Origin of the sequence: Myxococcus sp. XM-1-1-1 (genome assembly GCF_020037095.1) — a bacterium.
Taxonomy (GTDB): Bacteria; Myxococcota; Myxococcia; order Myxococcales; family Myxococcaceae; genus Myxococcus; species Myxococcus fulvus.
Genome location: NZ_JAIQDH010000039.1, coordinates 36143 through 60003, shown reverse-complemented (window position 1 = coordinate 60003; position 23861 = coordinate 36143). Strand labels below are relative to the sequence as shown.

Sequence of the window (23861 nt, the reverse complement as noted above, 5' to 3'; positions counted from 1 at the left end):
AAGGCCGCCGCGAAGAAGGGCGCCACGAAGAAGGCCGCGGGCAAGGCCGCCGCGAAGAAGGGCGCCACGAAGAAGGCCGCGGGCAAGGCCGCCGCGAAGAAGGGCGCCACGAAGAAGGCTTCCGCGAAGTCGGCGGGCAAGAAGACGGGTGGCAAGGCCACCGCGAAGAAGGCCTCCGCCCGGAAGGCGGCGGCCAAGAAGGTCACCCGGGCGAAGCCCTCGGCACGGGCGAAGGCCCGGCGGTAGCAGGAGGAGACGTGCAGCAGGATTACCTGGATCGGCTCATCGACCTCGCCCTCGACGAAGACCTGGGGGCGGCGGGAGACGTCACCTCGCAAGCGCTCATCCCTCCCGACGCGGAGGGAAGCGCTGAGCTGGTCGCCAAGGAGCAGTTGGTCCTCGCGGGGCTGGAGGCCTTCACGCGCGTCTTTCACAAGGTCGACCCGGACGTCGAGGTGGAGCTGGTCCGCCAGGACGGCCAGGAGATCAAACCCAAGGTCGTGGCCGCCCGATGTCACGGGCGGCTGCGCTCCCTGCTCGCCGCCGAGCGCACCGCGCTCAACCTCGTGCAGCGCGCCGCCGGCATCGCCACCCTGGCTCAGCAGGCGATGACGTCGGTGCGTGGCTCGAAGATGCAGGTGCTGGACACGCGCAAGACGCCGCCGGGCATGCGCGTGCTGGCCAAGGACGCCGTCCGCATGGGCGGCGCCACCAACCACCGCTTCGGCCTCTTCGATGGCGTCCTCATCAAGGACAACCACATCGCGGCGGTGGGCGGCTCCATCTCCGAGGCGCTCAAGCGCGCCAAGGCCAATGGCCCGCGCCTGTGCAAGATTGAAATCGAGGTCACCAACCTCAAGCAGCTCGCGGAGGCCCTGGAGGGTGGGGCGGACGTGGTGATGCTCGACAACATGGACGACGCGCAGATTCGCGAGGCCGTGAAGCTCGCGGGGGGCCGCGTGCCTCTCGAGGTCTCCGGCGGCGTCACGCTGGACCGGCTGCCCCGGCTGGCGAAGATGGGCGTGGACTTCGTCTCCATGGGCGCGCTGACGCACTCGGCGCGGGCCATGGACCTGTCGCTGGAGATCACCAGCACCAAGAAGCCGCGTCGTCCGCGCGCGACGCCCACGCAGGGCTGAGCGTCACTGCTCCGGGCCCTTGCCTTTCTGGGCGAGGGCCTGGGCCTGCAGCCCCTCCATGTCTGGCGTGAAGTGGCGCCCGGGCACGCGGCGGGGCCGCTGGATGCGGTCCATCCGGAACATCCGCGCCGCGGACTTCTCCACGTCGCGCGCGAGCACGTACCAGACGGGCGCCTCGACGAGCAGCCCGTGCGGCTCGACGCACCGGCGACTCTTCTTCCCATGCCGGTCCACGTAGTCGAAGGACAGGCACACCTGCTCACGGAAGGCCTGCTCGAACACGGCGAGCAGCTCCCGGGGCGGAGTCCCCAGCTCCGCCAGCACCCGCTCCGTCGCGGGCTTCCCCACCACCACGCGTCGGCAGAGCTCGCGCATGCCGCGTGCGCGCTCCTTCGGCACGCTGGCGAAGAGCTTGTCGAGCCCCGAGCGCGCCGCGTCCCCCCACGGCAGCGCGCTCCCCGTCGAGGACAGGCTCGCCATCAGCCACAGCGAGACGACCTCCTCCACGGACAGGTGGACGGCGGTGACGCCCCTGTCCCTTTCCAGGCGCACGCCACCTCCCGGGCCCGTGTCGCTGGCGATGGGCAGGCCCTGCTCACGCAGCGTGGCGAGGTCCCGGTGGACGGTGCGCTCGCTCACCTCCAGCGCGGAGGCAATCTCCCCCACGGTGGTGGCCTCGCGCCCCCGCAGGAAGTCCACCAGACGCATCACTCGGCTGACTCGTGTCATTTGGTGACAGATTCTGACAGGGATGGGGCGTACTCAAGGATTCATGGCGCGGCTGGACGCGCTCTCGATTCCTGGAGGTCGTCATGAAGGGCACGGCGGGTGAGCTGTACGTGGATGATGGTGGCGTGGGTGGGCTTCCGGTGGTGTTCGTCCACTCGAGCGCCGGGAGCACGAAGCACTGGCGCGCGCAGCTGGAGCACCTGCGCACGTCGCGTCGCGCGCTCGCGTTGGACCTGCGCGGCCACGGCCAGTCCGAGCTCACGCAGGCCGCGGATGCCACCGTCGAGGACTTCGCCTCGGATGTGGCCGCGGTGGTGGATGGGTTGAAGCTGGAGCGGTTCGTGCTCGTGGGACACAGCCTGGGCGGAGCGGTGTGTGCGGCGTACGCGGCGGCGAACCCCTCGCGCGTGGCGGGCTTGCTGCTGTTGGACCCCGCCTCCGACGGTCGCCAGATTCCCGCCGAGCAGGCCCAGGGGTTGATGGCGGTGCTGGGCTCGGACGCGTGGCTGGCCGTCGTGGAGGAGTACTGGGCGCCGATGCTCGCGCCGTCCAGCGAGGAGGTCCGGGCGCAGGTGCTCGCGGGCCTGCGCGCAACCCCGCGGCGCGCGGTGCGCTCCGGACTGGGCGCGCTGCTGACGTTCGACCCGGTGACGGCGCTGCGGGCCTACCCCGGGCCCAAGCTGTCCGTGGTGACGGCGCACAACCAGGGGCCGGACGCGTACCAGCACGTGGTGTCCGAGCTGCCGTGCCTGAAGGTGGAACCCGTCACCGGACACTGGCTCCAGCTCGATGCGCCTGTGTGGGTGAATGGCGTCCTGGATCGGTTCCTCGCGACCACAAGTTGATCCACGGACGCGTCGGCCTCATCCTCGTTCCGAAGGGCGGCGAGGGTGTCGCGTGGTGGGCATTCGTGGTGTGCGGGCGTTGCCGGGAAATGTCGTGATGTGAAGATTCGAAGCGTAGGGCCAGCGTCGCGCCGTCATCCCCCAGCCGACCATGATCAAGTTTCCCAAGAAGCCCGGGGCCCGAGGGCTGCCGGACATTCCGCCGAAGGCGTCCGTCCCCGCACGTCCGCCTGACCCGAAGCCCCTGGCGCCGACACCGGGGAGGGCCAGCGCGTCTCCCAAGGACGCGTTCCAGCCCACGGCCAGCGTGCCCCGCACCGGCTTCGCGGCCTCGCAGGCGCGACTGTCGGTGCTGACCACGAAGAAGTCCGAGCTGGAGCTCCAGGCCCAGCACATCCTCCAGTCGCGCAACCAGCTCAGCCACCTGATTGGCGTTTTGTCCAACCTGGCGGCGAAGCACCCACCTGGCTCGCGCGAGGGACGGACGCTGGAGTCGCGCATCGCGAACATCCAGCAGGTGGACAAGGCGTTCGAGCTCCAGTTGCAGCAGCTCTCCACCCAGCGTCAGTCGGTGGAGGCGGAGCTCGACGCCGTCCAGAAGCTCATCGCGAAGACCCCCTAGGACCGGGGACTCGCGTCACTTGCCGGTGAGGATCTCCGCCCGGGGCTTGCCCTCCGTCGACGCGGGCATGCCCATCTCCATCAGCGCCGCGAGCGTGGGCGCCACGTCCACCGGGTCCAGCTCCGTCATGTACGTGCCCGGCTTGACGCCCTTGCCCGCGAACACCACGGGCACCTGCGAGTCGTACGAGTACGGCGAGCCGTGCGTGCTGCCCTGCGCGTCGTAGTAGACGACCTGGAAGGGGGCCAGCATGTAGAGCACGTCGCCGCTGCGCTCCGGGTAGTAGCCCTTGCGCAGCGTGGCCAGGTGGCCCGCCGGGTCCGGCGCGGAGAACAGCTCCTCGCGCGTCACCGCCGCCACCACGATGGGCTGCTTCTTCAGCCAGTCCACCACCGCGCGCCGCACCTGGGCTCCATCCACCTTGCCCGACGCCAGCGCGGGGCCTCCCAGGTACACGTCCAGCTCCTCCATCGCCACGGTGACATCCGGCCCGAAGCGCTCCTTCACCATCGCCGTGATTCCCTCGCTGATGGCCTTCGGGTGCATCCGCTGCGCGGGCAGTCCCGCCGCGGCCCACTCCTCGGGCGCCGCCGCTCCGCCGTGGTCCGCCACCAGCGCGATGCTCAGGTTGGCGCGACCGCCCGCCGCGCGCTCGGCCGCGGAGATGAGCTCCCCCAGGGCCTTGTCCAACCGCAGCACCGTGTCCTGCATCTCCCACGAGTACGGGCCGTACTCATGGAACACGTTGTCCGTGCCGCTGAAGCTCACCATGAGCAGGTCCGGCACCGCGTCCTTGCCCAGTCCCTCGCCGGCGATGGCCGCCTTGGCCGCCTCCACGAGGAACTCGTGCGAGTCCGGGGATACGCCGAACGCCTTGTAGAAGTCCGTCCCCGGCGCCTTCAACCCTCCCATGAGCGGGTGGGGGAACACGCGGCCCAGGCCGTACGAGTCCGCCTCGTGGGGCAGGTCATCCTCGCCCACGTACTCGGCGCGCGGACGCGACAGCTCCCATGTCTTGCCGAAGGACCGGTCCGGAAGCTTGCGCGCGTTGAACTGCTGGAGCCACTGGGGGAACTCCTTCGCGTACCAGGTGCCGGTGACGAACTTGCCGCTGTCCTCGTCGAACCACCACGCCTGACCCAGCCGGCCCGCCATGGCGATGGCCGAGCGGGACTTGAGCGACATCGACACCGCCTTGCCGCGCTGCTGCGTGGCCATGCGCAGCCGGTCCGCCAGCGTCTCCGCCATCAGGTTGACGGGGCTCGCGTCCTGGCCCGGCTTGGACGCGGCCTCCAGCACCGGGTGCGCCGGGTCCACGAACGAATAGACCCGTTTGCCCGAGGCCCGGTCCCACCAGCGGTTGTCGACGATGCCGTGGCGCCACGGGTTGGCGCCGGTGGCCAGCGTGGTGTGGCCCGGCGCCGTGCGGCACTTCGCGTAGCCATAGCGCGCGTACGGGAAGTAGGCGCCACTGTCGAGCAGTTGACCCAAGCCGCCCTGGAGCCGGGGCCGGTTGCGCAAGAGGACGTCGCTGCCGAGCGCGTCCACGGTGATGAGCAGGGTGAGTCGGGGAGGACGCGCGGCGGCGGGGAGCGACGCCAGCACCGCGGTCAGGACGAGGGCGCGAATCATACGTCCGAGAAGCTGCACTGCCCGGCCGCGTGGATGCAATCCAGAAGGTACGTCGCGGCTTGGACGCAGGCGCCCACCCCCTGCTACGGTCCGCGCCCTCATGGTCGAGGCCCGACTTCGCGTCATCTACGGCGACACCGATCAGATGGGTGTCGTGTACTACGCGAACTACTTCCGCTACTTCGAGTTCGCCCGGAGCGAGTTCTTCCGCGCGCGCGGTGGCAGCTACCGGGAGCTGGAGGGCTCCGGGTTGATGCTGCCCGTGGCGGAGGCGAGCTGCGCGTACAAGGCGCCCGCGCGCTATGACGACATGCTCGTCATCCGCGCGAGCGTGAGCGAGTTGCGGCGGGCCTCGGTCGTGTTCACCTACGAGCTTTTTCGCGAGGGCGAGCCGCGCACGTTGCTGTGCACCGGTCGTACCCTCCACGCGTGCGTGGGGCGCGACGGCAAGCCCACGCGGTTGCCGGAGTCCGTGGCCCGGCTGCTGGAAAATCCGAACGCAGGACCTTGAAGGAGCACAGAAGATGGATCGCAACCTGGCAATGGAGGTGGTGCGCGTCACCGAGATGGCGGCCATCGCCTCCGCCCGCCTGATGGGCCGTGGGGACAAGAACGAGTCGGACCAGGCCGCCGTGGACGCGATGCGCCGCGCCTTCGACGCGCTGCACATCGACGGCACCATCGTCATCGGCGAGGGCGAGCGCGACGAGGCGCCCATGCTCTACATCGGCGAGAAGGTGGGCCGCCGCGCCGACGGTGACCCCGCGGTGGACATCGCGTTGGACCCGCTCGAGGGCACCAACCTGTGCGCCTACGGCCGTCCGGGCTCCATCACCGTGGTGGCCATGGCCAGCAAGGGCGGGCTGCTCAACGCGCCGGACACGTACATGGAGAAGCTGGCGGTGGGCCCCAAGGCCCGGGGCGCCATCGACCTGCGCAAGAGCCCCACGGAGAACCTGCGTACCATCGCGGAGAAGATGAAGGTCTACGTGTCGGACCTCACCGTGGTGGTGCTGGACCGCGAGCGGCACCAGGACCTCATCAAGGAGATCCGCGCCGCGGGCGCGCGCATCCGGCTCATCGAGGACGGTGACGTGGCGGGCGCCATCGCCACGTGCTTCGAGGGCACGGGCGTGGACGTGCTGATGGGCACCGGCGGCGCCCCCGAGGGCGTCATCGCGGCGGCGGCCATCCGCGCCACCGGCGGCGACATGCAGGGCCGGCTGGTGCCCCGCAACGCGGGCGAAGTCGAGCGCGCGAAGAAGATGGGCATCACCGACATGGCGAAGATCTACGCGGCGGAGGAGCTGGCCCGGGGCGAGGTGATGTTCGCGGCCACGGGTGTCACCAGCGGCGACTTCCTCAAGGGCGTGCGCTTCTTCGGCGGCGGCTGCGAGACGCACTCGGTGGTGATGCGCAGCAAGACGAGCACCGTGCGCTTCATCCAGTCCCTGCACAAGTTCGACAAGAAGCCGGGATACGCTTCCATCTAGGCCGTCCCCTCGACGCTTTCGGAGACCGACACCATGCCTGGCGCCACGCGGACCATCGTCATCAACGCCCCCATCGAGAAGGTGTTCGATGTCATCACGCAGTACGAGCGCTACCCGGAGTTCCTCCCGGAGGTGAAGGAGATCCGCACCGCCAACCGCAAGGGCGACACCGTCGACGTCCACTACAAGGTCGACGTGATGAAGACCGTCCGCTACTCCATCCGCGTGGTGGAGGAGCGCCCGCGCCGCATGGCCTGGACCTTCATCGAGGGCGAGGTCATGAAGGACAACAAGGGCAGCTGGCTGCTGGAGGCCGAGGGCGAGGGCAAGACGCGCGCGACCTACAACGTGGAGATGGCCCTGGGGCTGCTCGTGCCCAAGGCCGTCGTCAACGCCCTGGTGGACACCTCGCTGCCCAAGATGCTGGACGCCTTCAAGAAGCGCGCGGAGTCGCCCTGAGTCAGGGGTCCACCCGGACCCCTTGCCGGACGTTGACCCCGCCTGTCACGCGGCAGGCAGGCGGGCGAGCCCTTCCAGCAGGGAGGCTGACCTCCCTGAAGGGCGACGTGTGCCCGAGAAGGGTCTGCTTGCGGGCCGTCGTGAGGGCATTAGAATCAACACCATCCCGACCGGAAGTTTCGGATGTCCATGACATCTATGCCACGGTTCCCCTGGCCCTGATGTCGGATGGCGGACGAGCAACCGTGCGAGATGGCGGCAGCGTACCCAGTGCGGAACCGGGGTTCTTAATTTGCATCTGAGTGTCGTGGAAGTCGAAGCGCTTTTCGGGCGGGACGGCGGGCGTACATCGGGGTACGTAGGCTGAGGGGAGACGGAAGACCCATGCTCGACGCCTTCATCATCGAGGAAATCAAGCGCCGCGAGCGCCGCCGCGAGGACCACGACAGGCCCGTGGTGGAGCTGCCGCTGCCCATGCCGGACGACCGCCCTCGGCGGCGGACGGAGACCGAGGAAGAGAAGCCCCAGCGGGGCGTGGTGGTCATCGACATGCTCTCGTGAAGAGACAACCTCACGCGGCCCCATGGCCGCGTCGTGTGGCCAGGAGCCCGCGGCGGACGTCCCGATGAGGACGGTCCACCGCGGGCTTCGTGCATCCTGGGCCCGGGCGGGGACGGCCCTCAGGTGGCCGCGAGCCCCAGCAGGTGGCGGGGGTGGTAGACGTCCCACAGGGGGCCCTTCTGGGTGGAGAGGGCCTCCAGCACGTGCTTCCGCCACTCGGCGGGCAGGGCCTCCTCGCCGTGGAAGGCGCCCACCAGCGCGCCGGTGACGGCGCCGTGGACCTCGGTGTCTCCGCCCCGGTGGATGACGTCGATGAGGGCGGCCTGGGCGGTGGGCGCGTGCAGGAGCTCCCAGAAGGCCAGCCGGAAGGCGACGTGGATGGCGTGCTGGGCGCGGTGCACGTGCAGCTCCGGGCCGTACAGGCGCGGGTCGTCGTCCCGGGCGCGCGCCAGGTCCTCGCGCAGCAGCTGCTGGGCGAAGGCCACCTCCTGGACGTAGTCGGGCGCGGAGCGGCCGAGCGCCGCGCCGGCGAGCAGCAGGCCGGACTCCGCCGCGGTGAGCACGTCCTCGAGCTTGAGCTCCGCGCCGCTGGTGACGGCCTTGGCGATGGCGGCGGTGAGGCTCGCGCAGGCAAGCTGGCAGCGTGGGTCGTAGTGGGTGAGGGCGGAGTCCTCGAGCGAGGCCTGGGTGCGGGCCTTCGGGTCGCTCGCCAGGTAGACGCCCAGGGGGGCGACGCGCGCGAGGCTGCCGGCGCCCACGGCCTTGCGGTGGCCCCGGAGCCACACGCGGCGGCCCGCGCCGAGCGGTGGCAGGCCGGACTGGCACTCCTCGAACACTTCCTTGAGGGGTTCGCTGACGTCGAAGGCGTGGGGCTGCCAGGCGCGGTAGCGGCGCAGGGCATCCGCGGCGTCGTAGCGCTTGAAGTCCCGCAGGCTGTGGCCCAGGGCGCAGGCCAGGTGGACCTCCTCCGTCACCTGGCCCTTGCGCAACTGCTGGGGTCCTCCACCGGACATCGCGGTGTAGATGCCGTCCGCCAGGGTGGGGAAGGCGGGCGCGTGGAGGGGCCGGTGCGCGGTGGGCACCGCGAGGGCGTTGCCCACGGCGAGCCCCAGCAGGGCGCCCCTGCGTCGCTGGGCGAGGAGCGGATCAGGCCCCTGAGGGGCATTGCGGCGACGGGGCGGCGGCATTCGGCGGGTGGACACTGTAGCAGCGCGGTCCCCGAGTGTGCTTGCCCACTCCGGAGGGCTCCTCTACAACCGCGCGGCCATGCGGAAACCGCGGATTCTCGTATCCAACGACGACGGCTATTTCTCCGAGGGACTCCAGGCGCTGGTGGAGGCGGTGACGCCGCTGGGAGAGGTCTGGGTGGTGGCGCCGGACCGCGAGCAGAGCGCCGCGTCCCACGCCATCTCCCTGCACCGGCCCCTGCGCATCAAGGAGGTCCGCGAGCGGTGGTTCGCCATCGACGGGACGCCGACCGACTGCGCTTATCTGGCCATCGTCCATCTCCTGAAGGATGATCGCCCCACGCTCATGGTGTCCGGCATCAACCACGGTTCGAATCTGGCCGAAGACGTCACCTACTCGGGGACGGTCGCGGCGGCGATGGAAGGGGCCCTCCTGGGGGTGCCCGCCATCGCGTTCAGCCTCGTGGCGCGAGGCACGTTCGACTTCGCGCCCGCGGCCCGGTTCGCCCGCGCGCTGGTGACGGAGGCGCTGTCGCGTCCGTTGCCCAAGCGGATGCTGCTCAACGTGAACATCCCGGGTGGGGTGGAGCCGGAGGGCTACAGCGTCACGCGGCTGGGGCGCCACTCGTACGGCTACGGCGTGGTGGAGAAGGAGGACCCTCGCGGCCGGAAGTACTACTGGATTGGCGGCAGCGACTATCAGCACGAGGACATCCCGGGCAGCGACTGCAACGCCGTGCACCTGGCGAAGCGGGTGTCGGTGACGCCGCTGCACCTGGACCTGACGGACCATGGTCGCCTCGAGGACCTGGGAGGGTGGAACCTCCAGGGCTTCGCCCGACACGAGCCGGATGGTGCCTAGCGTTGAGGCCCGGCATCTGCATCCGAGCGGCCAGGGCGCTCCTGTTCCTCCTGTCGACCGTCGTCGTGACGGGCTGCGTGGGCCCCCGGGCGTCTTCCTCCGGGACGGAGCTCTCGCTGGTGCAGGAGACCAGGTCGCAGGCCGTCTCGGGTGACGGAGCCGGTGCGTCCGCCGCGTCGGGTGAAGCGCCACCGCCGAAGTCGGGGGCGTTCCCGTTCGCGCTGCGCTCCTCGCACGACGAGCCGGAGCTGGTGGCCGTGCGCCACCGCGTGGCCGCGGGCGAGACGGTGTACCGCATCGCCAAGACGTACGGGCTCACGGTGGACGAGCTCAAGTCCGCCAACGGCATCAAGGACGTGCGCTCGCTGGCGGTGGGCCAGGAGCTGACGATTCCGGGCGTGGAGCGGCGCGTGCCGGTGGATGCGCCGGAAACGATCGCGGCGGAGGCGGACCCGGAGCCGGTGCGCACCTCGGTGGAGACCCCGCCCCGTCGCGGTGGGCCGGTGGTGGCGCGGCGCGAGGAGCCGCCGCGTCGACCCGTGTCGCGTCCGGGCGCGCGGCCCCGGCTGGCCACGCAGGGGATGATCGACTGGCCCCTCAAGGGCGTCCTGTACGGGAGATTCGGGAAGAAGGGGCGCGAGCCGCACGACGGCATCGACCTGGCGGCGCCCTCGGGGACGCCGGTGAAGACGGCGCAGGAGGGCACGGTGCTCTACGCCGGCGAGCAGCGCGGCTACGGCAACATCGTCATCGTCGAGCACGAGAACCGGCTCATCACGCTGTACGCGCACAACCGCGACTTGCGCGTGCGCACGGGGCAGAAGGTCCGCCGCTCGCAGGTCATCGCGACGGTGGGGGAGTCCGGCAAGACGTCCGGTCCGCACCTGCACTTCGAGCTGCGGCTGGATGGGAAGCCCGTGGACCCGCTCGACTACCTGGGGCCGATGCCCAGCCTGTGAGCGCCTGGCCGGGGAGGGCGGGGCTCGCCTCGTCGCCTGCTGGGGGCGGGTTCCCGTGAGAATGTTCCATCGAGGCCGGGCAGGCCCTCCGGGTGGGGGCCGGGGAAGGGTAGAGTCCCGCGCCGTGTCGCGCGTCTTCGCCCAGCTCGTGGTCCTCCTCGTCCTTGCTCCCTCCGCGTGGGCACAGTCCCCCGTGGCGTCGGTGCCGCCCCCCGAGGCTCCGCAGGTGGGCTCGGCCCCAACGCCTCCAGCCTCCGAAGCTCCCGCCGTCACCGCGCCGTCCGCTCCCGCTCCAGACGAAGCGCCGATGAGCGTCGCGGTGCTCGCGTTCGACTCCAATCCTTCCGCGCGTGACTCGGTGACGGGCGTCACCTCGCTCATCACCGCGCGCCTCGCCGAGTCACCCCGCCTCTGGGTCATCTCCCAGCGCGACATCGAGGCGTCCCTCGACGCCGAGCGCCGCCGCCAGCTCGCCGAGCTCGAGACGTGCGACGTCGGCCCGTGCCTCCAGCAGCTCGCCACCCTCACCGGCGCGCGCTACGTCGTGTCCGGACGCGTGGACCGCTTTGGCGACTCGTACCTGCTCACCGCCCGGCTGGTGGACACGGAGGCGGGGCTGACGCTCGCGAAGCCGCGCGCCGAGTCCCCCGAGGCCGACACGCTGTTCCCCACCGTCTACGCCATCGCCGACGCGCTGGTCGCCGAGCTCGTCAACCCCGGCGAGAACCACGGTGCCCGACCGCTGATTGGCGGAGCGCCCCGCACGGGCGGCGGCGGCCTGTCCCTGGGCCTGCGCATCAACAACAACTTCGTCGACAAGCTCGCCACCCTGAACCCGGGCGCCGACGTGGAGGTGGGCTACTGGTTCCACCCCGAGTGGCTCGGTTTCATCCAGGTGGGCTTCTCCTACGTGCAGTCCACCACCGAGGGCGCCAAGGGCGGCCTCAACGTCCTGCCCAGCGTCGTGGGCGCGCGCCACTACCACAACGTGGAGAAGTCCCTGCGCCCGTACTGGGGTTTCGGCCTGGGCGTGCAGCTGTCCTTCGGCGACTTCGGCATCTTCCAGTCCACCGGCCCCCTGCCCACCGTCGTGGGCTTCATCGGGCTGGAGTACCTCATCGCCGGCCACGTCGGCGTCCAGCTGGAGGCGGGCACCAACGTCGCCCAGGCGGTGCTCGGCCTGGCGGAATCCCAGCTCGGCGATGGCCTCAATCTGGACCTCAACCTGGGCATCGCGTACCACTTCTAGGATTCGGAGCCCCTCATGTTCCAGCGCCTGCGCGCCTTCCCGCTGATTGCCCTGCTCGCCGCCGCCGCGTGCGACGAGCGCCCCACGGTGACGCCCAAGGACCACGCGGAGGGCCTCTACATCAAGGGCACCGCCGAGTACCTCCAGGGCCAGTTCACCGCCGCGCTCGCGTCCTTCGACGAGATGCAGAAGCTGGCCCCCAATGACCCCCGGTTGCCCGCCGCCCGAGGCGAGGTCTACCTCTCCATGGGGAAGATCTCCGAGGCCGCCACCGAGTTCGAGGCCGCCCTCAAGCTGGAGCCCAAGCGCTCCACCAACTGGAGCCGCCTGGGCTTCGTCCAGGCCCAGCTGGGCCGCACCGACGAGGCCATGAGCTCGCTGCGCAAGGCCATCGGCCTGTACCCCAACGATGCCAACGCGCTGGAGCAGCTGGGCGAAATCCACTTCAAGAAGGGCGAGCACGAGGAGGCCGTCCGCCACTTCATCCTCGCCGCCAACGTCGCCTCCCATCTGGAGGCGAAGTCCGAGCTCATCCTTCGCGCCGTCGACGTGCTGACGAAGCAGGGGCGCGAGCCGGAAATCCTGGCGCTGGCGCAGAAGTCCGCCAACGAGGGGGTGCGCACCGTGGGCGTGCTCACCACCCTGGGGGACTCACTCGTGCGCGCCAAGAAGCTGCCCGAGGCCGCCGCCGCCTACCAGGAGGCCGCCAGCAAGTCCCCGAGAGACCCGACGCTGTGGGAGCTGGTCGGCACCATCCACCTGCAGCTCGACAAGCCGGGCGACGCCATCGCCGCCTACAAGGAGTCCCTGCGCGTGAAGGACCGCGCCATCGTCCACGTGGCGCTGGCGCGCATCCAGCTCGCGATGAAGAGCAAGGAGGGCGCGGAGCAGGAGCTCGCCGCCGCGCTCGAGACCGTGCAGGGCAACGACGTGCGCGAGCTGCGGGAGCTGGCGGACCTGCTCGTCACCATGGAGCGCAAGTCGGATGCGCTGCGCATCCTGGGCAACCTGAGCGCCGAGAAGGACATGGCGAAGGACGCGGAGCTCCACCTCACCACGGCGCGCCTCGCGCGAGACTTGAAGGACGTCGCGCTCCAGCAGACCGCGTGTGCCCGCGTGCTGGCCGCGGACCCCGCCCAGAAGAAGTGCCCCTGAGCTCCACGGGGAGCCCAGGAGCACGCAAGGCCGCTACGCGCGTCCGCCCTGCATCTTCCGGTACACGCCGACGACCAGGCCCAGGATCATCGTCGAGCGGAACTCCGTGCGGCTCACGTAGATGGGCTGCATGGTCGCGTTCGCCGGCTGGAAGCGGATGCGGTCGCCCTCCGGGTAGTAGCGCTTCACCGTGGCCTCGTCCTCGATGAGCGCCACCACGATGTCGCCCGGCTGGGCGGCCGGCGTCTTCTTCACGAAGAGGTAGTCGCCGTCGTGGATTCCGTCGTCAATCATGGACTGGCCCTTCACCCGCAGGGCGAAGACCTCCCGGCCGTTGACGCCTCCCAAAAGGAAGCTGTCGATCTTGACCGAGTCCTCCATGTGCTCCTGCGCGAGCAGCGGCGCGCCGGCGGCCACCTTGCCCAGCAGGGGGACCTCCACCATGCCCGCATCGCGCTTGGCGCCCAGGCCCAAGAGCAGCCGGGCCCGCTTGGTGGGCACCAGCGAGCGGCTCTGCTGCTCGCCCCGGTTCAGGTAGCCCTTTCGCTCCAGCGCCTTGAGGTGGTCGTTCACCCCGTTGGTGGAGCGGATGTCCATGTGCTCGCCAATCTCCCGGATGGTGGGCGGGAATCCGCGAGTCTCCGTCTCCTTCACGATGAAGCTGAGAATCTCGCGCTGGCGGTCCGTCAGCTCTTCCATGCGCTCCCTCGCTCGGCGGGCCTGATTGCTACAGGGCGGTTGCCCAGGCAACAGGCTTTCAGTGTCCACTCTCCCTGAACAGACGTGTAGAGTCAATTCGTTCAGTGTCCCACCGCGCACCTGGAGTGCGTGCCCATCTTTTCGGCATTCTCAGTTCTTGAGGGTAGTGGACGAACTCGACGTACAATTCCGCCCGCTTTGTCCGAACTCCGCCACACGCTGCTCTTCGTCGACGATGAGGCCGACGTCCTGGACATCCTCACCCGGATGTTCCAGCGCCGGTATCGCGTGCTCACGGCCCTGAGCGGGCAGGCCGCGCTGGAAGTGCTTCGCCGGGAGACGGTGGACGTGCTCGTCACGGACCAGCGGATGCCGGAGATGACGGGCATCGAGCTGGCGGCGACGGCACGCGCCGAGGGCTTCGACGTCACCACGCTCCTGCTCACGGGCTTCACGGACCCCGATGACCTCATCGCGGCCATCAACCAGGGGCAGGTGTACCGCTACATCACCAAGCCCTGGGACGTGAACGACCTGCTCATCACCGTGAAGAACGCGGTGGAGTACACGCAGCTGCGGCGCGACAAGGAGCGGCTCATCCGCCAGCTCCACCAGCGCGTGGAGGCCCTGTTCGTCCTCTACGAGGTCAGCCGCGCGAGCGCGAATGATCCGGCCAGCTACGACAACATCATCGACCGCGTGCTCATCGCCGTGGCCAGGGTGCTGCCGTACGACTGCGGCGCGGCGCTCATCGCCCCGGACGAGTCGCGCAGCGCGACCTTGCGGCTGCGCTGTCACGGCACGGTGGGGGAGCAGGCGCTGCTGGGCGTGAAGGAGTCGATGCTCGGCGCGTACCGCAAGAGCTCCGGCCTGCTGCTTCCGGAGGACCGCGTCATCACCCGCGTGGCGGGCACGACGACGCAGGACGCGGCGGCGCCGGCGGTCTACCCCAGCCAGCTCACGGTGAACCTGGTGGCCGGCGGGCGTCCGGTGGGCATGCTGTCGCTGTTCAGCCAGCGCTCGGACGCGTTCACCGAGGACGACGGCGTGCTGCTGGACGTGCTCGCCAACCAGACGGCGGACGCCATCCAGTCCTTGCGCTCGGCCGAGGAGGAGGCCCGCCACCGCATGGAGCGGATGGTGGAGTCCATGGCCGACGGCGTGGTGCTCACCGACGAGAAGAACGACATCGTGGTGATGAACCCGGCGGCGCGAAGGCTGTTGCACGTGGGGGACGACCCCGCGGAGCACACCAGCCGGATGATGGAGGAGCGCCTGGGCTTCCAGCCGTTCCACCTGGTGCGCGGCTGGGAGTACAGCGGCACGCAGGTGCTGCGCGAGGAGGTGAAGCTCTTCGACCGGCACGTGCAGACCACCACCACGCCGGTGGGCGACGCGCGCGGCACGCTGCGCGGGGTGTGCGTGGTGCTGCGCGACATCACCGACCAGAAGCGCCTGGAGGAGCGCAAGGACGAGTTCGTCTCCATGGTGAGCCACGAGCTGCGCACGCCGCTCACGTCCATCTCCGGCGCGCTGGACCTGGTGCTCAACTTCATGGCCGGCGACATCAACGAGCGGCAGCGCCGTTACCTGTCGCTGGCGCGCGACTCCACCGAGAAGCTCAACACCATCGTCGACGACCTGTTGGATTTGTCGAAGTTCGCCAAGGGCCGCCTGCGGATGAACTTCGAGGTCGCGTACCTGGACGAGCTGGTCCAGCGCGTGGTGGAGAAGTACGGCCCGGCCTTCGACGAGAAGCGGGTGAAGGTGACGCCGGGGCTGCCGCGCCACCCGCTGCGCGTCATCGCGGACCCGAACCGGCTCAACCAGGTCCTCAACAACCTGCTCAACAACGCGGTGAAGTTCACGCCCGAGGGCGGCGAGGTGCGCGTGGAGCTGCACGCCACGTCCAGCCTGCCCGGCTACGTGGTGCTCTCCTGCTGGAACAGCGGAGACCCCATCGCCGAGGACAGCCTGGAGCGCATCTTCGACCGCTTCGAGCAGGCGCGCACCAAGGCCAACCGCACCGTGCGCGGCACGGGCCTGGGCCTGGCCATCTGCCGCAACATCGTGGAGGCCCACGGCGGGCGCATCTGGTGCGAGCCGTGCGTGGACGGCGTGCGCTTCATGGCGGTGCTGCCCACCGAGCCTCCCGCGGAGCTGCGGCAGTCGGACGACGCCGCCGAGGCCCAGTCCCCCAAGCGGCGCGAGAGCCGGGGGCGGGTGCTGGTCATCGAGGGCGAGCACGAGGTGGGCTACATCGCCAAGGCGCTGATGTCCGCGCGCGGCTACGAGGTGCGGCTCGCGTTCAACGCCGAGGAGGGCCTGTCCAGCGCGCGCAAGCACCACCCGGACATGGTGCTGGTGTCCGTGCGCCTGCCGGACGTGGACGGCCTGCGGCTGGCGGAGATTCTACGGCACGACCCGGAGACGCGGCGCGCGCCCTTGCTGCTCACGTCCGCGTTCGACGAGCGCCAGCGCGCCTTCCGCGCCGGCGCCGACGCGTTCCTGGTGCGCCCGCTGACGCCGGACAAGCTGCTGGCCACGGTGGACTCGCTGGTGCGTGGCCGCGCGGGCCCGGCGCACGGGCGCGTGCTGGTGGTGGACGACGACTCGAAGATCTCCGCCATCTGCCGCGAGGTGCTGGAGAACATCGGCTTCGACGTGGCGGTCGCGGGCTCGCTGGAGGAGGGCCGGCGCGCCCTGCGCGAGCGCAGGCCGGACGTCATCCTGCTGGACGTCACGCTGCCGGACGGCGACGGGTTCCTCTTCCTCGAGGAGATAAAAGCCGAGCGCGCCAGCGGTCACATCTCCGTCATCTTCATCTCCGCGCGCGCGGAGACGTCCTCGAAGGTGCGCGCGCTGAAGCTGGGCGGCGACGACTACCTCACCAAGCCCTTCGACGCGCTGGAGCTGGGCGCGCGGGTGGAGAGCGTGCTGCGCCGCAAGGAGCAGGAGCTGTCGGCCTCGCCGACGACGCAGCTGCCGGGCTCCACCGCAATTGAACGCGAGGTGCAGCGGCGGCTCATCGCCCGGCGCCCCTTCGCCTTCTGCTACCTGGACCTGGACAACCTCAAGGCCTACAACGACTACTACGGCTTCGCGAAGGCGGACGGCGTCGTGCGTCAGACGGGCGACCTGATGCGTGAGATCTTCGCGCAGGAGGGCGTGGCCGGGGACTTCCTGGGCCATGTGGCCGGGGACGACTTCGTCTTCATCGCCTCGCCGGAGTCGGTGGACCGGGTGTGCCAGACGGCCATCGAGACCTTCGACCGCATCATCCCGCTCTACTACGACCGGCAGGACCGGGAGCGGGGGCACATCGAGGCGGAGGACCGCTTCGGGGAGCGCCGGCGCTTCCCCATCATGAGCGTGTCCATCGTCGCGGTGATGACCGACGGCACCCAGGACCACGCGGAGCTGGCCCGGCGGGCGGCCGACATGAAGAAGCGCGCCAAGGCCATCCAGGGCTCCGTCTACCTGCGCAGTGACCGCGAGCAGGTGGTACGCTCCGTCGCCGGGTGAGGCTCTACCAGCAGCTGGTCCTGTTCATGCTCGCGGCGACGGTGTTGCCGCTGGCCGCCGTCGGCTTCCTGTTGCTGTCGCGCGCGGAGGCGGAGCTCGTCGCCCGCATCGACGCGGAGCAGCGCACGCAGGCCGCCGCGGCGGCGGAGGCCGTGGGCTCCACCCTCATGGAGGTGGTGGACGCGCTGGCGCGCTCCGCGGAGCTCATCGACTGGCAGGCCGCCACGGAGGCGGAGACGGTGGGCGGCCTGCGGCTGCTCTACGGCCAGTCCCAGGCCGTGAGCGCCGTGCTCAAGCTGGACGCGCGGGGCCAGCCGGTGGGCGCGCCCGTGTTCCGCCCCCGGGATACGGAGGGGCACCCCGGTTTCCGTGAAACGGGGCTCGAGCGGATGGTGGGCTCGGTGCCCGTGCAGCAGCTGCGGGGCGGCGGCAAGGGGCAGGCGGCGCTCGGCGGCGCGTACGTGCACGCGGAGAGCGGCCGGGCGGCGGTGGCCGTCGCCGTGAAGCTGGCCGAGGGCGAGGACGCGCCGTTCGCGCTGGCGGAGGTGGTCTTCGGTCCGCTGGAGGCCGCGCTGCGCCGCCGTCCTCCGGGCGCGCTGGGTCGGGTGGACCTGGTGGACGAGGAGCGCCGGGTGCTCGCCAGCTCCGAGCCCGAGCGGCGGATGGTGACGCTCTCGCCGGAGGTCGCCGCGCACCTGCTCGCGCCCACGGCGCCGGAGCCGGACGTGGTGCGCAGCTTCCGGCTGGAAGACCCGCCGCGCCGGGTGAGCGTGGCGCGCGTGTCGCGAGGCCTGCGCTTCGACGTGGTGGTGGAGGTGGACGAGGCCGCGGCGCTGGCGCCCGTGCGGGCCATGCGGCGCACGGTGCTCTTCTCCATCGGCGGCGCGCTCTTCGTCCTGTTGGGCCTGGGCGCGCTCTTCACGCGGCGGCTCAACCGGCGGCTGGAGGACGTGGTCCAGGGCGCGGAGGCCTTCGGCCGGGGGGAGCTGGACAAGCGCGTGAAGGTGGAGGGGCAGGACGAGCTGAGCGAGCTGGCCAACACCTTCAACCGCATGGGCGCGGAGCTGGAGGCGGCGCGCGCGCGGATGCTGCGATGGAACGACGAGCTGCGCGTGCGCGTGGAGGAGGCCACGGGTGAGCTCAAGAGCGCCCAGGCCCAGCTGCTCGAGGCGCAGAAGCTGGCGGCGGTGGGACAGCTGGGCGCGGGCGTGGCGCACGAAATCAACAACCCGCTGGCCGGCATCCTCGGCAACGTGCAGCTGCTCATGCTGGACCGCGGCTCCGCGGACCCCGACCTGGATACGCTGCGCAAAATCGAGCAGAGCGCCAAGCGCTGCAAGGAGATCACCCAGAACCTGCTGCGCTTCTCCCAGCAGCGCGAGCGTCCGGACCTGCGCCCCGTGGACCTCAATGCCGTGGTGCGCGATGCGCTCAGCCTCACCGAGCACCAGATCCTCAGCGACGGCGTGACGCTCGAGACGAAGCTCGCGCCCGGGATGGGCCGCGTGCGCGCGGACCCCGGCCACCTGTCGCAGGTGGTGCTGGCCCTGTTGTCCAACGCGCGCACCGCGATGATGAAGTCCCCCACGCGCAGGCTCACGCTGCGCACCGGTGAGCGCGACGGGCGCACGTTCCTGGAGGTGGAGGACACGGGGAAGGGCATCCCCGCGGACATCCGCCCGCGCATCTTCGAGCCCTTCTTCACCACGAAGGATGTGTGGTCCAACGTGGGGTTGGGCCTGAGCGTGTCGTGGCGCGTCGTGACGGAGGCGGGAGGAACACTCAGCGTCCGCTCGGAAGTGGGGCAGGGGGCCTGCTTCACCGTGGAGCTGCCGAGGGCCTGAGCATCCCACGCGGCCTGTGATAGCTAGGAGGACTCCATGGCCGAGCCCCGCACTCATCGGCGCCAGACGCCCTTCTACGTCGGCCTCGTGCTGATCCTCGCGGCCCTGCCCCTGGGCTGGTTCCTCTTCCTGCGCCAGCCTCCCGCGCCGCCGACGCCGCCGCCCCCGCCCGTCGTCCCCGTGGTGGCGCCGGTGGTGGAGAAGGCGATGGAGCTGGAGCTCACCGAGGTCACCGGCACGGTGGAGGTGAAGGAGGGCAGCGGCGCGTGGCGCAAGGCGTCCGTGGGCATGGCGCTGAGGCGCCACGACAAGGTGCGCACGGAGGACGGCTCGTACGCCGTGCTCATCGGCGGCGAGGCGGTGGAGTTCCGCATGGACCCGGGCACCGAGGTGTCCGTGGAGGACCTGACGAAGTCCGCGTCGCGCCTGTTGCTCGCCAGCGGCATGGCCACCGCCGTGGTGCGCCCCGGCAAGCGCCACACCTTCGAGGTGAAGGCCGCGCAGAGCGACGCGGTGGCCACCCTGCACGAGTCCGGTGCCTTCACGATGAGCAACAACGGCCAGGGCACCGTGGCCGTGGGCACGCGCGAGGGCGAGGTGACGCTGCTGGGGCAGGGCAAGGTCGTCATCGTCCGTGCGGGCCAGCAGTCCGTGGTGCGCCCCGGACAGGCGCCGTCCGAGCCCGCGGCCGTCCCCACCAGCCTGCTGCTCAAGGTGGACTGGCCCTCCGAGCGCACGCGCCGCGAGAAGGAGCTGCTCGTGCGGGGGCAGACGACGCCGGGCAGCCGCGTGCAGGTCAACGACGTGCGCGTGCTCGCCGACGCGGAGGGCCGCTTCGAGCGCAAGGTGAAGCTGCGCGAGGGCGCCAACACCGTGGACGTGCGGGCCGTGGGCGTCGGTCGTGTCGAACAACGCGAGCAGGCCGAGGTCATCGTCGACACGCGCCCGCCGCCGTTGAAGACGGACTCGGACATCTGGAATCAGGCGAACGATTCAAGCCCCTGAAACCCCGAGCGTCCTGGCAGGCGGTCGGCTTGACCCCTGGCAGGGGGTCTCCCTAGACTTCGTCGCGAAGTCATTCCTGTTCAAGGGCAATCCAGGGCGAAAGCCTTGGTGCGCAAAGCCGCGGGGCCCGAAGCAAGGCCGGCCGTGGTTGCCGTGGGGAACCAGCTCCGGGGAGGACTCCGGGCCCACTGCTGCCTTGTGCGGGCATGGGTCTGTGGTTCCAGCGTCCTTCCGGGAAGGTGGTTTCCGATGCTGCGCGCTCTGTCCCTCGTGACGTGCCTGCTCCCTGCCTTGGCCTCCGCGGACACCCCCGAAGTGGGAACGCTGTCCGGCTTCGCCAAGGTGGTGAACGACAGCCCCGGAGACCAGACGGACCCGCACGTGAGCGGCGCGCTGGTCGCGTACACGAACGAGTCCGGAGGCCGCAGCGAGATCCGCTACCACGACCTGGTGTCCGGCGAGGACGCGGCCATCCCCAACGAGGGCGCGTTCGACTTCGTCTCGGACATCAGCGGGGACACGGTGGTCTTCACCCGCGTCAGCGCCTCCAGCGCCATCTACACGTACCAGGTGGGCGCGGGGCTGCCGGCGCGGGAGCTGGCGCCCCAGCCGGGCAGCAGCCGCAGGGCGGCGGTCATCGGCGGGCGCACCGTGGCGTGGCAGGACTTCGGCTTCACGGGCAGCACGCTCGAGCCGGAGATCGCCCTCTACGACCTGGACCAGGGCACGCTCACGCGGCTCACCGAGGACCGGATGTTGGACCGCACGCCGGCGGTGGCGCCGGACGGCCAGACGGTGGTCTGGGCCAAGTGCAACGCGGAGGGCCTGCAGTGCGACATCTGGCGCGCGCGGCGGGAGGGCGCCGCGTTCTACTCGCAGGCGCTCACCGGCAGCGAGGGCGAGGAGTCCCAGCCGGACACCAACGGAGAGCTCGTCGTCTACGCGAGCACGCGCACCGTCGACGGGGTCTCGGACCGGGACATCTACTGGAAGCCGGTGAACGGTGGCACCGAGCAGCGGCTCGCGCTGCCGGGACTGGATGCGAACCCCAGCATCAGCGGCTCGTTGATCGCCTTCGAGCGGAGGGACCCGACCAAGGGCGACTTCGACATCGCGCTGTACAACCTCGACACGCAGACGCTGTACCTGCTCACCGACTCGCCGGACAACGAGAACCTCAACGACCTGAGCGTGTCCGACGACGGCACCGTGCGCGTCGTGTGGACGGTGTCGAAGAACGGTGACTTCGACGTGCACAGCTTCACCTTCCAGCTCCCTCCGGATGGACCGTGCGATGTCGCGCCGACGGCCTCTCCCGCGCCGACTCGGACCGCGGAGGAGGTGTGCAAGCAGCCGGGGAAGACGCCGCTGCTCGCCGCGCTGGAGGTGGCGCGCACCACGGGACAGCCCAACGCCGTCTCGCTGGGGTTCCACGGCAAGGGCGCCGGGGTGATGTGTGTCGACAACGGCTACAGCGGCGAGCGCGCCACGTCCGGGTGGGTGTGGCTGGACGGGCGTGAAATCGTCGACCCGTCTCGTTTCAAGCCCACCGTGTCGCTCGTGGCGCGTGACGTCACGCTGGGCGGAAACACGTGGCTCGCCGCGCTGATCTCCGGAAATCCAGGGAGCTCGTTCCGCATCCGCGTGTACGGCACCGCGTCCGAGTGTGGCGCGACGGTGTCGCCCGCGGGCTCGCAGCAGGTCGCCGGGCAGGCCATCACACCGATTTCCCTCACGGTGGGCGGGGTGTCATCCCTGACCTTCGAGCCGGGCGAAGACGCGCGGGGCTTCGGGTGCAGTACGAGCGGAACCACGTCCGGGGCGGTGGGGCTGGCGCTGTTGGCGTGGTCGCTGGCGCGTCCTCGGCGTGAGCCGGTGTTGGTTTCGCGGAAGGAACTTCGGCGAAGGGGACGCAGCCTGTAGACTTCCGTGCGTCCTGAACCGTTTTCATCCCCCAGTTCTCCTGCTGCTATGCGTGTGCGCTGCCTCGGCCTGGGCCGACACGCTCGAGCTGCTTGGACCGTCATCGGCGGTGACTCCCGATGGTTTCCCGCTGGCGCTGGTGCGCAGGGATGCCTCGGGTACGCCCGTGCCGTGGGTGGGCAAGCCGGTGGTGACGGTGGAGGGCGCGGAGCTTCGGCCAGGTGACGCACGGCCGCCGCTGGGCACGTACGTCGTCGTGCCTCGGCCGGGGGCTCGGGACGTGGTGGTGCGCGCGAAGGTGGATGGGCTGGAGGCGCAGGCGCGCTTCGTGTTGGGGCCGCCGGCCACCGAGGTGCAGCTGGCGCTGGAGCCCGCCGCGCCGGTGAAGGGGCGCGACAAGGAGGCTCGGCTCACGGTGAAGCTGCTGCGGCCGGACGGCACGGCCGATGACAGCGGCGCGCCGCCCGTGGTGCGCGTGAGCACCGGACGGGTGGCGGACCTGGAGCGGGTGGAGCCGGGCACGTATCGCGCGCGCTACATCCTGCCGGACACGCGCTACCCGGAGGTGGCCATCCTCGTCGCGTTCTCCGCGTGGCCCAGTCCGCAGTCCGTGCACGGTGCCTATGGGCGCGTGCTGGTGCCGCTGGCCGCGTCGGTGAACCTGCCGGGCACGACGGAGAAGGACGCGCGCATCTCCATCGAAATCGCGGGTGAGAGCTTCGGCCCGGTGACGGCGGGGCCGGACGGGCGCTTCCGTCTGCCCATCGTCGTGCCGCCGGGACATCGCTTCGGCAAGGGGAGCGTGGTGGACCGGGCGGGCAACGTGCGTCGGGAGAGCATCGACCTGAACCTGCCGCCCACGGATGGTCTGGCGTGTGTGCTCCAGCCGCAGCGGCTGCCGGCGGATGGGGTGTCGCGAGCGCGTCTGGTGTGCGCGACGAGCGACCCCTTGGGCAAGCCGGTGGAGGACGCGAAGGTGACGGCGCAGGCGCGGCGGGGAACCCTGTCGAATGGCACGCGCGCGGCGGGCGGCATGCTGGAGTGGCTCTACACCGCGCCCAGGACGCTGGCGGATGACGAGCGCATCGAGGCGGCGTGGCCTCAGCGTGGCGCGGGCTCGAAGGAGAGCCTCGCGCTCCAGCTCGCGCAGGGGCCCGCGTCGGAGCTGACGATGTCCGTGGCCGACCCGCTCGTGCACCGTGGCTCCCACGTGGACGTGACGGTGGGAGCGCGGGATGCGCTCGGCAGGCCGCGTCCCGGGGTGATGCTGGCGCTGGAGGCGCCCGAGGGGGAGTTCTCCGTGGCGCGGGAGACCTCGCCGGGGCAGTTCTTGAGCACATGGTCTCCGCCGGCCTCGGGTGGCGAGGAGTCGGTGGCGCTGCGTGCGCGGGCCTGGGGGCCGTTGGGCAGTGAGCCCGCGCGCATCGCGGTGTGGTCTCGCGGCGGCGAGCTGTTCGCGGGCGTGTCCGACCTGGCGGACCAGCCGGTGCCCTCACAGCCGCTGCGCGTGGACGGGCATCCGCTGACGACAGGCCCGGATGGCACCGTGTCCCTGGGCGTGTTGGCGCCGGGCGCGCACGTGGTGGCGCACGGCGTTTGGACGGGGCTGGTGCGCACGCTCCATGTCCTGACGAAGGACGGACAGGTGTATCCGTTGGATCCGCCGCTGGTGCCCGAGCCGCTGACGCAGACGGTGCGCGTGGCGCCCGAGGTCCCCGTCAACGTGCGGCTCCGCGTGGAGGGCACGCGCGTGACGTACTGGCTGGAGGACGCGAAGGGACACACGCTCGAGGGGCGGCGGGTGCACGTCTCGCTGTCGAAGGGCGCGCGGGAAGCCGAGCAGGTCCGCGAGGGCCGCACGTCCTTCACGGTTCGCGCGGCCACGCCGGTGAGTGTCTCCGTGGCGGACGTGGAGACCGGCGTCACGGCGCTGGCCGAGGTACGACCGTGAGACGCTCGGGCCTGGGCCTCCT

At 70.7% G+C, this 23861-nt stretch carries 21 protein-coding genes and 1 riboswitch; of the genes, 17 read left to right on the top strand and 4 right to left on the bottom strand.

The features are described from left to right. Positions 1 to 246: hypothetical protein (locus tag K8640_RS40900; RefSeq protein ID WP_223752023.1), on the top strand; the 246-nt coding region annotated here is incomplete at its 5' end. Between the two features lie 11 nt (positions 247 to 257). Continuing rightward, entirely contained in the window at positions 258 to 1139 is an 882-nt protein-coding gene (nadC, locus tag K8640_RS40895; RefSeq protein ID WP_174816738.1) for a carboxylating nicotinate-nucleotide diphosphorylase, read from the top strand. Positions 1140 to 1142: 3 nt separating this feature from the next. Here the strand turns inward: nadC and K8640_RS40890 are convergent, their stop codons facing one another. After that, on the bottom strand, positions 1143 to 1847 hold the full coding sequence (locus K8640_RS40890) for a YafY family protein (protein ID WP_223752027.1): 705 nt from the start codon (positions 1845 to 1847) through the stop codon (positions 1143 to 1145). Between the two features lie 104 nt (positions 1848 to 1951). On the opposite strand from K8640_RS40890, the gene K8640_RS40885 reads away from it, so the two are divergent. Then, entirely contained in the window at positions 1952 to 2713 is a 762-nt protein-coding gene (locus tag K8640_RS40885) for an alpha/beta fold hydrolase (RefSeq protein ID WP_223752022.1), read from the top strand. A 151-nt stretch (positions 2714 to 2864) separates the two neighbouring features. After that, the gene (locus K8640_RS40880) at positions 2865 to 3335 is read left to right on the top strand and encodes a DUF2730 domain-containing protein (RefSeq protein ID WP_223752021.1); all 471 of its coding nucleotides are present in this window, start codon (positions 2865 to 2867) and stop codon (positions 3333 to 3335) included. A gap of 15 nt (positions 3336 to 3350) precedes the next feature. Here K8640_RS40880 and K8640_RS40875 read toward each other — a convergent pair whose 3' ends face one another. Then, positions 3351 to 4967: an alkaline phosphatase family protein gene (locus tag K8640_RS40875; protein WP_223752020.1), complete on the bottom strand. Its 1617-nt coding sequence runs from the start codon at positions 4965 to 4967 to the stop codon at positions 3351 to 3353. A 100-nt stretch (positions 4968 to 5067) separates the two neighbouring features. Here K8640_RS40875 and K8640_RS40870 point away from each other — a divergent pair, with 100 nt between their 5' ends. The 4 genes from K8640_RS40870 to K8640_RS40855 all read left to right on the top strand — a co-directional run bounded on the left by K8640_RS40870 (position 5068) and on the right by K8640_RS40855 (position 7480). Further along, the gene (locus K8640_RS40870) at positions 5068 to 5478 is read left to right on the top strand and encodes a thioesterase family protein (protein ID WP_223752019.1); all 411 of its coding nucleotides are present in this window, start codon (positions 5068 to 5070) and stop codon (positions 5476 to 5478) included. Positions 5479 to 5491: 13 nt separating this feature from the next. Further along, the gene (gene glpX, locus K8640_RS40865) at positions 5492 to 6460 is read left to right on the top strand and encodes a class II fructose-bisphosphatase (RefSeq protein ID WP_223752018.1); all 969 of its coding nucleotides are present in this window, start codon (positions 5492 to 5494) and stop codon (positions 6458 to 6460) included. A gap of 33 nt (positions 6461 to 6493) precedes the next feature. Then, the gene (locus K8640_RS40860) at positions 6494 to 6919 is read left to right on the top strand and encodes a type II toxin-antitoxin system RatA family toxin (RefSeq protein WP_223752017.1); all 426 of its coding nucleotides are present in this window, start codon (positions 6494 to 6496) and stop codon (positions 6917 to 6919) included. Positions 6920 to 7303: 384 nt separating this feature from the next. After that, positions 7304 to 7480, top strand: a complete 177-nt coding sequence (locus tag K8640_RS40855; protein ID WP_194869062.1) for a hypothetical protein — start codon at positions 7304 to 7306, stop codon at positions 7478 to 7480. Between the two features lie 119 nt (positions 7481 to 7599). Here the strand turns inward: K8640_RS40855 and K8640_RS40850 are convergent, their stop codons facing one another. Next, positions 7600 to 8667 carry an ADP-ribosylglycohydrolase family protein gene (locus tag K8640_RS40850; protein WP_223752016.1) on the bottom strand — a complete coding sequence of 356 codons (1068 nt, stop codon included), beginning with the start codon at positions 8665 to 8667 and terminating at the stop codon, positions 7600 to 7602. Positions 8668 to 8746: 79 nt separating this feature from the next. On the opposite strand from K8640_RS40850, the gene surE reads away from it, so the two are divergent. The 4 genes from surE (at position 8747) to K8640_RS40830 (ending at position 12892) form a co-directional block, all read left to right on the top strand. Further along, entirely contained in the window at positions 8747 to 9529 is a 783-nt protein-coding gene (gene surE / locus K8640_RS40845; protein ID WP_223752015.1) for a 5'/3'-nucleotidase SurE, read from the top strand. Positions 9530 to 9531: 2 nt separating this feature from the next. Beyond that, the gene (locus tag K8640_RS40840; protein WP_223752014.1) at positions 9532 to 10488 is read left to right on the top strand and encodes a peptidoglycan DD-metalloendopeptidase family protein; all 957 of its coding nucleotides are present in this window, start codon (positions 9532 to 9534) and stop codon (positions 10486 to 10488) included. Between the two features lie 124 nt (positions 10489 to 10612). Then, positions 10613 to 11737 carry a hypothetical protein gene (locus K8640_RS40835; protein ID WP_223752013.1) on the top strand — a complete coding sequence of 375 codons (1125 nt, stop codon included), beginning with the start codon at positions 10613 to 10615 and terminating at the stop codon, positions 11735 to 11737. Positions 11738 to 11752: 15 nt separating this feature from the next. Continuing rightward, a complete protein-coding gene (locus tag K8640_RS40830; protein WP_223752012.1) occupies positions 11753 to 12892 on the top strand; it encodes a lipopolysaccharide assembly protein LapB in 1140 nt (379 codons plus the stop codon). A gap of 33 nt (positions 12893 to 12925) precedes the next feature. Here K8640_RS40830 and lexA read toward each other — a convergent pair whose 3' ends face one another. Next, on the bottom strand, positions 12926 to 13591 hold the full coding sequence (lexA, locus tag K8640_RS40825) for a transcriptional repressor LexA (protein WP_046714584.1): 666 nt from the start codon (positions 13589 to 13591) through the stop codon (positions 12926 to 12928). A gap of 198 nt (positions 13592 to 13789) precedes the next feature. Between lexA and K8640_RS40820 the strand changes: the two genes are divergently transcribed. The 5 genes from K8640_RS40820 (at position 13790) to K8640_RS40800 (ending at position 23839) form a co-directional block, all read left to right on the top strand. Next, positions 13790 to 17116 carry a response regulator gene (locus K8640_RS40820; RefSeq protein ID WP_223752011.1) on the top strand — a complete coding sequence of 1109 codons (3327 nt, stop codon included), beginning with the start codon at positions 13790 to 13792 and terminating at the stop codon, positions 17114 to 17116. Beyond that, on the top strand, positions 17113 to 18960 hold the full coding sequence (locus K8640_RS40815; protein ID WP_223752010.1) for an ATP-binding protein: 1848 nt from the start codon (positions 17113 to 17115) through the stop codon (positions 18958 to 18960). The genes K8640_RS40820 and K8640_RS40815 overlap by 4 nt, the downstream gene beginning before the upstream one ends. 36 nt (positions 18961 to 18996) lie before the next feature. Then, positions 18997 to 19965, top strand: a complete 969-nt coding sequence (locus tag K8640_RS40810; protein ID WP_223752009.1) for a FecR domain-containing protein — start codon at positions 18997 to 18999, stop codon at positions 19963 to 19965. A gap of 75 nt (positions 19966 to 20040) precedes the next feature. Then, a riboswitch (cyclic di-GMP riboswitch) is annotated at positions 20041 to 20121 on the top strand. A gap of 93 nt (positions 20122 to 20214) precedes the next feature. Beyond that, positions 20215 to 21888, top strand: coding sequence for a hypothetical protein (locus K8640_RS40805; RefSeq protein ID WP_223752008.1), 1674 nt, complete (start codon positions 20215 to 20217; stop codon positions 21886 to 21888). Between the two features lie 52 nt (positions 21889 to 21940). Continuing rightward, a complete protein-coding gene (locus K8640_RS40800; RefSeq protein WP_223752007.1) occupies positions 21941 to 23839 on the top strand; it encodes a hypothetical protein in 1899 nt (632 codons plus the stop codon). The last annotated feature ends 22 nt before the right edge of the window (positions 23840 to 23861 follow it).

Excerpts from the sequence above, each read along its gene's own strand:
- K8640_RS40875 (WP_223752020.1), bottom strand. The coding sequence starts at position 4,967 with ATGATTCGCGCCCTCGTCCTGACCGCGGTGCTGGCGTCGCTCCCCGCC.
- surE (WP_223752015.1), top strand. The coding sequence starts at position 8,747 with ATGCGGAAACCGCGGATTCTCGTATCCAACGACGACGGCTATTTCTCC.
- K8640_RS40855 (WP_194869062.1), top strand. The coding sequence starts at position 7,304 with ATGCTCGACGCCTTCATCATCGAGGAAATCAAGCGCCGCGAGCGCCGC.
- K8640_RS40830 (WP_223752012.1), top strand. The coding sequence starts at position 11,753 with ATGTTCCAGCGCCTGCGCGCCTTCCCGCTGATTGCCCTGCTCGCCGCC.
- K8640_RS40805 (WP_223752008.1), top strand. The coding sequence starts at position 20,215 with ATGCTGCGCGCTCTGTCCCTCGTGACGTGCCTGCTCCCTGCCTTGGCC.
- lexA (WP_046714584.1), bottom strand. The coding sequence starts at position 13,591 with ATGGAAGAGCTGACGGACCGCCAGCGCGAGATTCTCAGCTTCATCGTG.
- K8640_RS40850 (WP_223752016.1), bottom strand. The coding sequence starts at position 8,667 with ATGCCGCCGCCCCGTCGCCGCAATGCCCCTCAGGGGCCTGATCCGCTC.
- K8640_RS40890 (WP_223752027.1), bottom strand. The coding sequence starts at position 1,847 with ATGCGTCTGGTGGACTTCCTGCGGGGGCGCGAGGCCACCACCGTGGGG.
- glpX (WP_223752018.1), top strand. The coding sequence starts at position 5,492 with ATGGATCGCAACCTGGCAATGGAGGTGGTGCGCGTCACCGAGATGGCG.
- K8640_RS40870 (WP_223752019.1), top strand. The coding sequence starts at position 5,068 with ATGGTCGAGGCCCGACTTCGCGTCATCTACGGCGACACCGATCAGATG.
- K8640_RS40885 (WP_223752022.1), top strand. The coding sequence starts at position 1,952 with ATGAAGGGCACGGCGGGTGAGCTGTACGTGGATGATGGTGGCGTGGGT.
- K8640_RS40860 (WP_223752017.1), top strand. The coding sequence starts at position 6,494 with ATGCCTGGCGCCACGCGGACCATCGTCATCAACGCCCCCATCGAGAAG.
- K8640_RS40810 (WP_223752009.1), top strand. The coding sequence starts at position 18,997 with ATGGCCGAGCCCCGCACTCATCGGCGCCAGACGCCCTTCTACGTCGGC.
- K8640_RS40880 (WP_223752021.1), top strand. The coding sequence starts at position 2,865 with ATGATCAAGTTTCCCAAGAAGCCCGGGGCCCGAGGGCTGCCGGACATT.